The sequence below is a fragment of the Candidatus Methylomirabilota bacterium genome, assembly GCA_028870115.1.
Taxonomy (GTDB): Bacteria; Methylomirabilota; Methylomirabilia; order Methylomirabilales; family Methylomirabilaceae; genus Methylomirabilis.
The window spans coordinates 22,772-35,319 of sequence record JAGWQH010000003.1; the positions used below are offsets into that span (position 1 = coordinate 22,772).

Genomic DNA, 12,548 nt, shown 5'->3' on the forward strand with positions numbered 1-12,548 from the left:
ATTACTACAAAGCGGAGAGCTGGCCGCTGTGAGCTTCACGCCTCTCATATTGCGACCGATTCGCGATACTCTCCAAAGACACGCCGCAACACAGCACAGATCTCCCCAATGGTGGCGTAGGTCTCGACCGCCTCGATCAAGGGCGGCAGTAAGTTCTCGTTCTCCTTCGCTACCTCGCCCAACACGTGAAGGATCCGCTCCACCTTACCGTTATCTCGATTGCGACGGAGCCGAACAACCTTGGCCCGCTGTTCTATTTCAAGCCTGGGATCGACAGTAAACACAGCGATGTGAACCGGCTCGGCAGTAGTACACTCGTTGACTCCTACCACGATGCGCTGTCGTTCCTCCGTGGCCCGCTGCTCCCGGTACGCGGCCTCCTGGATTTCCCGTTGGACAAACCCAACCTCGATCGCACGAAGCATCCCTCCCATCGCATCGATCTTCTCAACGTAGGCCGCAGCCTCCCGCTCGATCCGATCGGTCAGAGCTTCCAGATAGTAGGAGCCGCCGAGCGGGTCGATGGTGTTCGCCGCTCCGCTCTCGTAGGCGATGATCTGCTGAGTCCTGAGCGCGAGGCGGACCGCATCTTCGGTAGGAAGTCCCAGCGCCTCATCGCGCGAGTTCGTGTGCAGCGACTGAACCCCGCCAAGGACCGCAGCAAGGGCCTGCAGCGCGACGCGGACCAGATTGTTCTCGGCCTGCTGTGCCGTGAGGCTTACACCGGAGGTCTGCGCATGAAAACGCAACATCCACGACTTCGGGTCGCGCGCGTGAAAGCGCCGCCGCATGATCGTCGCCCAGAGACGGCGAGCCGCGCGGAACTTGGCGACCTCCTCCAGGAGATCGTTATGGGCATTGAAAAAAAAGGAGAGTTGAGAGCCGATACGATCCACGTCCAGCCCGGCTGCCTTCGCCGCCTCCACATAGGCGATGCCATCGGCCAGCGTGAAGGCCACCTCCTGGACTGCCGTCGAGCCTGCCTCTCGAATATGGTAGCCACTGACGCTGATCGCGTTCCAGCGCGGCAGATGATTCGCGCAGTAGGCGACCGTATCGGTCACCAGACGCATGGAAGGCCCGGGCGGGAAGATATAGGTCCCCCTGGCAATATATTCCTTAAGGATATCGTTCTGAATGGTTCCCGTAAGCTGTTCTGGCGCAACACCCGCTCGCTTGGCCACAACCACATACATCGCCAGCAGGATGGCAGCGGTGGCATTGATGGTCATGGAGACGCTCACCCTATCGAGGGGAATATCTCGCAGCAGCGCTTCCATGTCGGCCAGAGAGTCGATAGCGACGCCCACCTTACCCACCTCACCGACGGCCATCGGATCATCGGCGTCATACCCAAGCTGGGTGGGAAGATCGAAGGCCACCGACAGCCCCGTCTGGCCCTGCTCAAGCAGAAAGTGGAACCGCCGGTTAGTCTCCTCCGCAACCCCGTAGCCGGCGTACTGTCGCATGGTCCAGAGGCGGCTTCGATACATTGTCGGTCTCACCCCACGGGTATAAGGCCAGTTGCCAGGAAACCCCAGCCGCTCCAGATAGTCATGATCGGCGAGATCCATGGGGGTATAAAGGCGCTTTACTTCAATACTGGAACTCGTTCGGAACTCTGTCTTCCGCTCCGGGGTGCGCGTGAGCACAGGCTCAAGAACGTTCGCCTGCCAGTCATCATACTCGCGGTCCAGCCTTTTCATTCGCTCTTCGTCGTCCATCTCGCTTACTCAATCACAACCAGGACCTCGCCTCCGCTGACACCAGCCCCTTCCTGTACCTTGATCTCTTTGATCACCCCCGGACCGGATGCCTTTAACTCGTTTTCCATCTTCATCGCCTCGATAACGATTACCCCCTGGCCCGCGCTCACCTCTTGCCCTGGTGAGCCGAGTAACGCCACAACCTTTCCCGGCATCGGAGCGACAATTACCTGGCGGCCTCTCGCGTCATGACCTGTCGCGACGGCGCTTCTTCTAGGACGACGCCCCTCCTCCTGGTATTCGATCCGGTACAGTTCGCCCTCCACCCAGACCATCAGGACGCCATCCGCTTCCTCTACCACATCGACCTCGTACGAACGGCCCATCACGAGAAGCGAGAGAAGGCTGCCGTCAGCAGCGCTGAAATCGACCTCATAGGTCTTCCCGTTAATCTGAACCGGCACCGGCGATCCCGTACTCTTTACCGCAAGCCTGTACATTCTACCCTGCAAATCAGCGGAGTAGATCATCGTCGTCGCAATCCATCCTGACGAGCGGTCCGCTTCCATGAACTGTCGATTTGGCCACCCTGCCCGATCGATGAGGAGGCTGCACGCTGCCTGGTATGGAGATAGAGCGCTCCGGCAATCAGCGCGATCTCCGCGAAGGCCCCATTCTCGGGTACAAGTCCTTTGGCCAGCCAGCGCTCCAGAAATTCTGTATTGATCTGGCTGGTCACAAACTGCGAGATGTTGAGCACCTGACGGTGAAACGGAATATTCGTCTTCACGCCCAGTACGACATATTCATTCAGGGCGCGCCGCATCCGCTCCATCGCCTCCTCACGGTCGCGTCCCCAGGCGATCAATTTTGAGATCAGAGGATCATAGTGGATCGGGACATTGCACCCTTCGTAGATCGCGCTCTCGATCCGGAGGCCTGGCCCACCAGGCGTACGCAGCGCCCGGATTCGTCCGGGTGACGGCATGAAGTTGTTGAACGGGTCCTCGGCGTAGATGCGGCACTCGATCGCGTGACCGCGCATCTGAATCTCGTTCTGTCGCACTGAGAGGGTCTCCCCGGCCGCAATCCGGATCTGCTCTTTCACCAGGTCAAGTCCGGTCACCATTTCGGTGATCGGGTGCTCCACCTGGAGCCGAGTATTCATCTCCAGAAAATGGAAGTTCTTTGACGGATCGACCAGGAACTCCATCGTCCCCGCATTCGTGTAGTTTGCAGCCCTGGCTAATCTTACCGCGGCCTCGCCCATCTGACGCCTCAGTTCGAGATCTACAAAGGGAGACGGCGACTCCTCGATAACCTTCTGGTGACGGCGCTGCAGCGAGCATTCGCGCTCACCAAGGTACACCACATTACCCTGCGTATCGGCCATCACCTGCATCTCGATGTGGCGAGCGGCGCCCAGATAGCGCTCCACATAAATAGCCGGATTGCCGAATGCAGCGGACGCCTCGGAGCGGGTGGCGCGGATAGCGCTCGGAAGCGCCGCCTCGGTTGAGACGATTCGCATCCCTTTCCCGCCCCCTCCAGCGGAGGCCTTGATGACGACAGGCAGGCCGATCTCCCGGACGGCCTCAAGCACCTCTCGATCAGCCAGGTCTCTGGTCGTTCCCGGAACGACGGGGACACCAGCTTGGCTCGCCAGGCTCCGGCCGGCGGTCTTGCTGCCCACCGCGCGGATCGCATGAGAAGAGGGGCCGACAAACACCAGGCCTTCTTCCTCGCACCGCATGGCGAACTCCGCATTCTCCGACAGAAAGCCATATCCCGGGTGAATGGCCTTCGCGCCGACCAGTTTCGCGGTCTCAATAATCCGGTCAATCTTAAGATAACTCTGAGGAGAAGGCGCCGGACCGATCAGGTACGCCTCATCGGCCAACCTGACGTGCAGCGCAGATCGGTCGGCCTCTGAGTAAACCGCCACGGTGCCGATGCCCATCTCGCGGCAGGCGCGGATCACCCGAACAGCAATCTCTCCACGATTCGCAATCAGAATCTTATCGAACATGGCATAAAACAGATGTTGGGAGTTAGGGGTTAAAGTGGGATGTTGCCATGCTTTTTGGGAGGGTTCGTCTCGCGCTTTGTCCTCAGCGACCTGAGCGCCCTGATCAGTTTCGGACGGCTCTCTTTCGGGGCGATCACTTCGTCGATGTAGCCGCGCTCTGCGGCAATGTACGGATTGGCAAACTTATCGCGGAACTCCGCTACCTTTTCCGCGCGGAAAGACGCGACATCAATCTCCTCGGCAATCTTCCGCTTATATAGGATATTGACCGCCCCTTCAGGTCCCATAACCGCGATCTCCGCCGTCGGATAGGCGAAGTTGATATCCGCCCGCATATGCTTGCTGCCCATCACGCAATAGGCGCCCCCGTAGGCCTTTCGCACGATGATGGTGATTTTCGGCACCGTGGCCTCTCCGTAAGCATACAGCAGCTTTGCGCCGTGCTTAATGATGCCGCCATGTTCCTGCGCCGTACCCGGCAGATAGCCGGGGACGTCCTCCAGGGTGATGATGGGAATGTTGAACGCGTCGCAAAAGCGGATGAAGCGGGCCGCCTTGACGGAAGAGCCGATATCGAGGCATCCGGCCAGCACGGCAGGCTGGTTGGCGACAAATCCGATCGATTGTCCATCCAGACGCCCAAAGCCGACTACGATATTCTGGGCGAAATATTCCTGGATCTCGAGAAACTCGCCGTCGTCCACCACCATGCGGATCAGCTCCTTCATATCGTACGGTCTGTTGGGGCTGTCGGGGACGAGGGCGTTCAGGGCCTCCTCTTGCCGCTCCGGATCGTCCCTGGACTCACAGCGAGGCGGATCTTCCAGATTGTTCTGCGGAAGGTACGAAAGGAGTTCCCTGATCGAGGCGAGACACTCCTGCTCCGAATCGACGGCAAAGTGGGCGACGCCCGACGTGGCATTATGGGTCATCGCGCCACCCAGTTCCTCGAAGTTGACCTCTTCGTGCAGGACCGTCTTGATCACATCAGGACCTGTGACGAACATGTGGCTGGTATCGCGTACCATGAAGACGAAGTCCATCAGGGCCGGTGAATAGACCGCGCCGCCCGCGCATGGACCCATGATGGCCGCGATCTGCGGGATCACACCTGAGGCCAACGTGTTGCGGAGGAAAATATCGGCATACCCTGCCAACGAAACGACCCCTTCCTGGATTCGGGCCCCGCCAGAATCGCTGAGGCCGATAATCGGAGCGCCCATCTTTACGGCCAGATCCATCACCTTGCAGATCTTGGCGGCGTGAGCTGCACCCAGACTGCCGCCGAATACGGTGAAATCCTGGGCAAAGAGATAGACCTGCCGCCCGTCGATCGTCCCGTATCCAATAACGACCCCGTCGCCGGGGATCCGTTGCTGGTCCATGTCAAAGTCGTAGCACTGATGGGTGACGAAGGCATCCAGCTCGGTAAAACTCCCCGGATCAACAAGCAGGTCGATCCGTTCGCGCGCCGTCAGCTTCCCGGACTGGTGATGTCGATCGGACCGCTCCTGCCCGCCGCCCTGCAGAGCGGCCTCGCGTCTGCGGCGCAGCTCCTCCAATTTGTCCTTATGGCGCTCATTCGCCATCCTGTTCTCCCCTTCAGTCTACAGGTCTTCAAAATGCGCGAGGCGCTTGAATACCTTGTACCTCGCCTCGATTTCAGGATAGGTCAGCCGTCGTAATCGGTCGAGCGAAAATGCCTCGACGTTAAAAGAGGCCATCACCGATCCCATCACAATCGCCTTCCGGATGTTGGCCTCCTCAAAATTCATCGTGTTGGCAAGGTACCCGATGAAGCCGCCGGCAAAGCAATCGCCCGCTCCTGTCGGGTCAAACACCGAATCGAGCGGAAGCGCCGGCGCGGCAAACCATCCACCCTTTCGAACCAGCAGCGCCCCGTACTCTCCTCGCTTGATAACCAGTGAGGTCGGCCCCCAGCCCAGGACCTTCTGGGCGGCTCGGACCAAGTTCGGCTCGTCGGCAAGCTGCCGGGTCTCAGCGTCGTTAATGAGCAGGATATCCACCGACTTCAGCATCTCCTGGAGCGCCTCGGGCTTCCCATCAATCCAGTAGTTCATCGTGTCGGCCGCCACCAGCCTCGGCGAGCGTACCTGGTTAAGAACCTCCCGCTGCAAATCGGGATCAATATTGGCCAGGAAAACCAGTTCGCTTTCTTTGTATGCCTTCGGGATCTCCGGCTGAAACGACGCAAAAACATTAAGCTGCGTTTCAAGCGTCTTCGCCTCGTTCAGATCAAACCCGTACTCTCCGGTCCACCGGAAGGTGCGCCCCGGGACCCGTACCAGCCCTTTCAGATCAATCGACCGGCTCTTCAGAAACGCCAGGTGCTCTTCGGGAAAATCCTCTCCCACCACCGCTACGATGCGAACGTCGGCGAAGAAGCTGGCCGCTACCGAGAAATACGTGGCCGATCCCCCCAACGCCTCTTTGGCGTTGCCGAATGGCGTCTGAACGGAATCAAGCGCGACCGACCCGACAACAAGGATGCTACTCATTATCTACCTCGCACGAAATCCCCCCCAAGTCCCCCCCCTTTGGCAAAGGGGGGTGCGGGGGGATTTTTCGCACCTCGCACAATGTTAGATATACTTCCCGATGATCGGCCTCAGCCGCTCCCGAACATCCACAGGAATCGCGTTGCGAGCGGTGATGATCGCATCCCGCATCGCGCTCCCGCACGAACAACCGTCCCTGCCGGACGGAAACGATGACACCGTCGCTTTGATGATGGCCTTGGCGGTTTCGGCGTTTTGCTTCAGGATCGCGACTACCGCCTCCACCGATACATCCTGCTCTGTTTCGTGCCAGACATCGTAATCGGTGACCAGGGCCAGCGTCGCATAGCAGATCTCGGCCTCGCGGCAGAGCTTCGCCTCTTGCAGATTGGTCATCCCGATAACATCCACTCCCCAACTTCGATAAATCCGCGACTCGGCCCTGGTCGAAAACTGCGGCCCCTCGATACACAGGTACGTGCCGCCGTGATGTATTCGCGCGCCCACCGACTGCCCGGCGGCGAACAGCGCCTTCCCAAGAGCCGGACAGGTCGGATCGGCGAAGCTCACATGGGCCACGAGGCCGTTCCCGAAGAAGGTGCTGACCCGCCCCTTCGTTCGATCAAAGAACTGATCAGGAATCACAATATCCAGAGGCGGCAATTCTTCACGCATGCTGCCTACCGCCGAAGCGGAAATGACCCACTCTGCGCCCAGGAGCTTGAACCCGAAGATGTTCGCGCGGAAATTCAGTTCGGACGGCATCAGGCGATGGCTGCGTCCGTGCCGCGCGAGAAACGCCACCTGCCGCCCTGCCAGGGACCCGATGATGTAGGTGTCAGACGGCGCCCCGAAGGGGGTCTCGACGCGCCGTTCCTCAACCCGATCGAGTCCCTCCATTTCGTACAATCCGCTCCCGCCAATGATGCCGATCAGCCCCTGGTTCATTTTCCCTCCGGCGTAGGTACGAAGTCGTCGGTGCGTCGCCTGTACAGGCGGCCAATGGTCTCCCGTTCAGTGACCGCCTCGATCCTCAGATTGACCATGCGGCCGATACCCCCCTCGACGTTTTCGAGGCGTACCGTGATATAGTTATCAGTCAACGCTTCGATCCGCTCGGTTCGCGCATCCCGACTCTCCAGAACGACAGCCGTAAACGACTGTCCCGCCTGTGTCTGTCGAAACTGCTGCCACTTCGTATCGCTGAGCGCTCGGAGTGCCGCGCTTCTGGTCGTCCTCACGTCCTTGGGGACCTGGTTCGGCATTGAGGCCGCAACCGTTCCCTTCCGCTGCGAGTAGTTGAACACGTGAAGATAGGCGATCGGCAGTCGGTCGAGCAGCCGGTAGGTGGCCTCAAATTCTTTGTCCCCTTCGCCGGGAAAGCCGACAATGACATCGGTCCCGATGGCGATCCCAGGGACCGACTCCGTAAGCCGTTCTACCAGCCGCCGGAAATCGTCCGCAGTGTGCGGTCGTCGCATGCGCTTGAGGACGCCCTCATCGCCGCTCTGCACCGGAAGGTGCAGGTGGCGGCAGAGGTTACCGAAGCGGCTAAAGCAGCCGATCAGCTCTTCCCCGACCTCGTGCGGATCGAGCGAACTCAGGCGGATCCTCGCAGGGACCGCCGCTACCAGCATGTCGGCCACCAAGCCGGCAATTGACCCGCTGGTCGGCAGGTCCCGCCCATACGTCCCCAGGTGAGTTCCGGTCAGAACCACCTCGGGATACCCGGCGTCCACGAGGGCTCGCAGGTCGTGCAATACCGCCTCGGTCGATTGACTACGGTTCGGCCCGCGGGTTTCCGGAACAATACAGAAGGTGCAACGATAGCTGCACCCATCCTGAACCTTGAGGAGTGCCCGACTCCGGGCCGCACCCACCGGCGGCAGCAGCGGCGTAAAGCGGCTTAACTGCTGAATATCTGAAACCGCGATGATCGGCGGCCTCTGATCGCGCAACCCCGAAATGAGCTCAGGCAGTTGCGCCTTCTCGCCATTGCCTGCGATCAGGGCGATACCAGGTATCGCTGCAATCTCCTCGGCAGCCACCTGGGCATAGCAGCCGGTGACGACCACCCGTGCCGACGGGTTATATCGAACCGCCCGCCGGATCATCTGCCGCGAGTCGGCGTCGGCCTCCTTCGTCACACTGCAGGTATTGATGATGAACAGATCGGCCGCTTCGTCGAGCCCGACCGCCGTATGCCCATCCCGCCGCAGCGACTCCTGGAGCGCATCGCTCTCGCACTGATTCTGCCGACACCCCAAGGTCTTAATCGCGATGCGCATACGTCCTGTCGAACTCCACGAGCCGCGCTTCGAGAATCGGGAGGTTCAAGACATCCTCCCTATTGTAAGTGAGAAGCGTCTGCAACGCCTGCTCGTCCTTGCTGTCCTCATATCTCGACCACAACCGCATCGCTTCCATACCATCGATCCCCTTGGAACGCCTGGAGATGCCGAGTTGCTCCTCCACCCGCTTCAGCCCGCCGAACAGGCCATACCGCCAGCAGATATACATCAGATCGTGGGAGTGGAACGCCGCAAACAGATCGAGACCCAGTCGACGGCGGATCACCGGGAGATCGAAGCGGCTCCCGTTATACGTACAGATCGTCTCCACGCCCTCAAGCACCTGCCAGACCGTGACATCGCTGATCTGGGTACCGATCAACTGAATCAGGCCGCGATCGGTCGCATACAGGCCCACAACCGTTATGGCGCCCTCGAACGAGGTTTCGATATCCAGGTAGGCCTTCATCGGTACTTGAGCTTACCACAGGTCGGGAAAATTTCAATGTAAAAGCATGAGATTAGAGGCGGTTTCAGTGGCGCGCGCTCCACGCCTATGCTACTGTGGCCATGCTTGGACGAACGGCCTACGAATCAGACTATATACAGGAGATCGAGCAGATGCGCATCGGTATTATTGGATTGCCGGCCTCCGGCAAGAGCACCGTGTACCGGCTGTTGACCCACGGCCAGCCAAGCCATCAGGCGGGCCAGTTGGGGGAGGCATCAATCGCCGTCGTGAAGGTCCCCGATCCCCGCCTCGAACGCCTGGCGCTCATGTTCAACCCGAAAAAGGTGACACCAGCCAGTTTCGAGCTTGTGGACTTCGCCCCGCTCGTCAAAGAATCGAGCAAACCCGCAAGCCCCGGCGGACAGCTCCTTCCTCAGATGCGGCAGAGCACCGCCCTCCTCATGGTCGTTCGAGCTTTTAAGGACGAGCGGGTCCCCCACATCGAAGGAAGAGTCGATCCGGCCAAGGATGCGGCGACGCTGTGGGCCGAGTTGGTCTTAGCCGATCTGGATGTGGTAGAGAAGCGAATCGCCAGGATCGAGGAGGCATTGCGAAAGGGCAAAAAGATCGAGAGTCACCAGGAACTGGCCCTCTTGAAGCGATGTTATGCGGCGCTGCAGGAGGAACAGCCGTTGCGGGGGATGTCGTTGACCGCTGAAGATGAGCGTCTGCTTCGCGGCTTTCAGTTCCTGACGGCCAAGCCGAGCCTTCTGGTGGTTAATACCGATGAGGAGAGCGGCGGACAACTCGCCGGCCTTGGGGCCATACCGGCGCTGGGGACATCCCAGCCGGCTTCAATGGCCATCCCGGCCAAGCTGGAATTGGAGTTAGCGGATCTCCCTCCCGATGAAGCGAGCGCCTTCTGCGCCGAACTGGGCCTGGAGGCATCCGTGGCGCCGCGACTACAGCAAGCCTGCTATGATCTTCTGGCTGTGATGACCTTCTTTACGGTGGGAAGCGACGAGGTGAGAGCCTGGACCATCCCACTGGGCGCTACGGCCCTACAAGCAGCAGCAGCGATCCACAGTGATCTCGCGCAAGGCTTCATTCGGGCAGAGGTGGTGGCCTACGAGGCGCTCATCCGCTGCGGGTCGCTGGCAGCGGCCAGACACGAAGGACTGTTGCGCCTTGAGGGGAAAGAGTACCTCGTGGCTGATGGCGATATCATGACGATCCGGTTCAATGTCTGAGGCGGTATGGTGCGCCCGGGCAGATTTGAACTGCCGGCCTTTTGCTCCGCAGGCAAACGCTCTATCCGGGCTGAGCTACGGGCGCAAAGCAACTGCGGCAGGAACGGGCCGACTGTACCATGACCGCCGTGGGCGGTCAAGCCGCTTGACCGTGTTTGTAGGGCCGGAATCTGAGTCAGGTGGCAGTTGCAAGAGCCAGGATTTTGTTCTTCACTGCCTCAGGTAGTGGTCATCGGGTAGGCCAAGGGCAGCAGTCTAACGTACTGCTCACCGGCGGCACAGACCACTGCAAGCCAAGCTCATGGCTACCCGGCTGCGGTCTGGTGAAGCGGATCATTCGACAAGATGTGCCTCTACTCGATCACCTCTGCAAGGTGCTTATCCGTAAGAATCAGCTTGTTGACCACCGTCGAGATGTCGGTCTTTTTCTTCCGGGCAATGCGCTGTACAAAGGTCATCGCTTCTTGGTCGAGGTACACGGGAAGACTGAGCTTCAGGCCTGACCTGTAAAACTTGCCCCGAACACCCTTCGAAAAGTCGTATTCTTTTCTCATCTCCTCATTTGCCATACTGCCCCCTCTCGCGCCTGGTGGCTCTCCGACACATGATGATCCGCACTCTCGGCACCGCCCCTCGTCGATTGGCTGGAATGTGTGGCACACCACGAGAATCCGTCCAGTCGAAGAAAACCCGAGCGTGATCCATCGATCTTCCTGTTCGCTATGCTCTTCATCGTACAGTGAGATGGCCCGAGGATCAAGGAACACCGTAGCTGCCTCCTCGAACGGCACGCCGTGCTTGCGTTGGTTGACCCTTCTCTTCTCGGGGTCCCATTCGAACTCGTAGACTATGGTAGCATCTGCCATTCCCACGCCTCGCCGATCTCACGCATTTGCCATCATTTACCATGCGCTTCGTACCAATGCAACTCTACCCTCCGCAAGGCACCGTTCGGTAGGCGAACGGTAGCAACACCCTTCAGCTTGCGCTATCGACCTCGACCATACGCCTTGCGAAGGTAGGAGCGCACCAGAATTGCTGGGCCTGACGCGATAACCTCAACGTCTGCAATTGAGCCAACGACCTCAAGCCTCATCGGCCCCTGTGGCTCAAGCAGTGTTCACCAGGCAAGCAGCCATGCGCAGCAGTCTAACGAGGCTACGGATCAGCGGCGGCACCCAGCCCTGCTGCAAGCTGCAACCCATGTCCCCAGACTGTTTTGTTACCTATCTCCCCGGCCGGTCACTACTTCGATTCCTACACAATGACGTCAGCGGGCTAGCAAGCTTCCTGGATCTGAAAGACGACGCTGACAAAACTGAGTGGCATCAGGGCATACAACTTCCTTTGGCGCCACGACATCTTCGTTCACCGTCCAAATCATTCTGAACTCGTCTTTGACCTCGGAAGTATTCTCTTTCAAGAAATAGATCTCATCCGAAATCTCGTCGTCGATTCGCTTTGCGAGTTGCGCGTTCATTCTGTAAAAGGACTCCTCCACCGCACGTTGGTCCTTGACCTTCGCCGCCTCAAGCAGCTCCGATGGATCGGGCGGGATCGACTGCAGTGTGTTACGTACAACGGAGCGTTCGGGCAAATATTTGCATCGGCCGAACTTGTACGATAGAAAGCCGGAAAGGCTGGATGATATTGCCTTGCAAAAACCTGGTACATCAACTATCCGAAAATAGTCATCCGTTCCGAAGTGTCGCATGAGTGCGGAGCTCTCGGACAGACTAGTACAAAGGATGTAGCTTCTACTTCCCGACGTTTGAATGCCTGTCAACGCATATAAACCATCCGTGATGTGAAAGTTTCCTTTTCCTTCCCGCTCGTCCCGACGACTGAGATCTTCGTGAGTTCTACACTTTTCATATGTGCTCAACATCAGCCGACCAGCGACAAAGAAATCGTTGATCCACTTTGCATCCAGGTACCGTATCGGAATCATGCGCTTTATGTTGAAACTGGGTGCTCTCGCGTGGAGACTAACGATCACAACTTTGATACCCCTGAGTGCCACGCCGCCCCATGGCCTTAAGCGGTTCTTCCACCACGCCCAGAGTTCTCTCCGCCGCTTGTCCGGCCATGCCCAAAAGCCTGCGTACTTCCGTATCCGGGCGATGAGTGCGCGTTGGTCCTCCTCCAGACGTGACACTTAACCCATCTTCCGCAGTAGTGGCTCGATCTGCACCAAAAAGACCGCTCGTCGATCAGCCGGACCGCGTCACTCCGTGATCCGGAAGCGCCGGATGCTGAAAACCGCGTGTAGTGCAGAAAAGCCTCTTGCGGTGGACGCCGA

At 59.1% G+C, this 12,548-nt stretch carries 11 protein-coding genes, 1 tRNA gene and 1 pseudogene; 1 reads left to right on the plus strand and 12 read right to left on the minus strand.

Annotation, left to right across the window (positions count from 1 at the left end):
- Positions 1-44 precede the first annotated feature (44 nt).
- The 8 genes from KGL31_00145 to KGL31_00180 form a co-directional block, all read right to left on the minus strand.
- Positions 45-1,724: a methylmalonyl-CoA mutase family protein gene (locus KGL31_00145; protein MDE2320326.1), complete on the minus strand. Its 1,680-nt coding sequence runs from the start codon at positions 1,722-1,724 to the stop codon at positions 45-47.
- 5 nt (positions 1,725-1,729) lie between these two features.
- Positions 1,730-2,236 carry an acetyl-CoA carboxylase biotin carboxyl carrier protein subunit gene (locus KGL31_00150; GenBank protein MDE2320327.1) on the minus strand — a complete coding sequence of 169 codons (507 nt, stop codon included), beginning with the start codon at positions 2,234-2,236 and terminating at the stop codon, positions 1,730-1,732.
- Positions 2,233-3,735 carry an acetyl-CoA carboxylase biotin carboxylase subunit gene (gene accC, locus KGL31_00155; GenBank protein MDE2320328.1) on the minus strand — a complete coding sequence of 501 codons (1,503 nt, stop codon included), beginning with the start codon at positions 3,733-3,735 and terminating at the stop codon, positions 2,233-2,235. The genes KGL31_00150 and accC overlap by 4 nt, the downstream gene beginning before the upstream one ends.
- Before the next feature lie 29 nt (positions 3,736-3,764).
- Positions 3,765-5,324, minus strand: coding sequence for an acyl-CoA carboxylase subunit beta (locus KGL31_00160; GenBank protein ID MDE2320329.1), 1,560 nt, complete (start codon positions 5,322-5,324; stop codon positions 3,765-3,767).
- Positions 5,325-5,342: 18 nt separating this feature from the next.
- On the minus strand, positions 5,343-6,254 hold the full coding sequence (locus KGL31_00165; GenBank protein ID MDE2320330.1) for a sugar kinase: 912 nt from the start codon (positions 6,252-6,254) through the stop codon (positions 5,343-5,345).
- Positions 6,255-6,338: 84 nt separating this feature from the next.
- On the minus strand, positions 6,339-7,202 hold the full coding sequence (mtnP, locus tag KGL31_00170) for an S-methyl-5'-thioadenosine phosphorylase (protein MDE2320331.1): 864 nt from the start codon (positions 7,200-7,202) through the stop codon (positions 6,339-6,341).
- Positions 7,199-8,542 carry a tRNA (N(6)-L-threonylcarbamoyladenosine(37)-C(2))-methylthiotransferase MtaB gene (gene mtaB, locus KGL31_00175; protein MDE2320332.1) on the minus strand — a complete coding sequence of 448 codons (1,344 nt, stop codon included), beginning with the start codon at positions 8,540-8,542 and terminating at the stop codon, positions 7,199-7,201. Before mtaB ends, mtnP begins: the two co-directional genes overlap by 4 nt.
- The gene (locus KGL31_00180; protein ID MDE2320333.1) at positions 8,526-9,014 is read right to left on the minus strand and encodes a ribonuclease H-like domain-containing protein; all 489 of its coding nucleotides are present in this window, start codon (positions 9,012-9,014) and stop codon (positions 8,526-8,528) included. Before KGL31_00180 ends, mtaB begins: the two co-directional genes overlap by 17 nt.
- Before the next feature lie 152 nt (positions 9,015-9,166).
- Here KGL31_00180 and ychF point away from each other — a divergent pair, with 152 nt between their 5' ends.
- Positions 9,167-10,246: a redox-regulated ATPase YchF gene (gene ychF, locus KGL31_00185; GenBank protein MDE2320334.1), complete on the plus strand. Its 1,080-nt coding sequence runs from the start codon at positions 9,167-9,169 to the stop codon at positions 10,244-10,246.
- A gap of 7 nt (positions 10,247-10,253) precedes the next feature.
- Here the strand turns inward: ychF and KGL31_00190 are convergent.
- From KGL31_00190 to KGL31_00205, 4 genes and pseudogenes are all read right to left on the minus strand, one after another.
- Positions 10,254-10,331, minus strand: a tRNA-Arg gene (locus KGL31_00190).
- 268 nt (positions 10,332-10,599) lie between these two features.
- A complete protein-coding gene (locus KGL31_00195) occupies positions 10,600-10,800 on the minus strand; it encodes a hypothetical protein (protein MDE2320335.1) in 201 nt (66 codons plus the stop codon).
- A 4-nt stretch (positions 10,801-10,804) separates the two neighbouring features.
- A pseudogene (locus KGL31_00200) lies at positions 10,805-11,112 on the minus strand (BrnT family toxin).
- Between the two features lie 404 nt (positions 11,113-11,516).
- Positions 11,517-12,404, minus strand: coding sequence for a hypothetical protein (locus KGL31_00205; protein ID MDE2320336.1), 888 nt, complete (start codon positions 12,402-12,404; stop codon positions 11,517-11,519).
- Positions 12,405-12,548 lie beyond the last annotated feature (144 nt).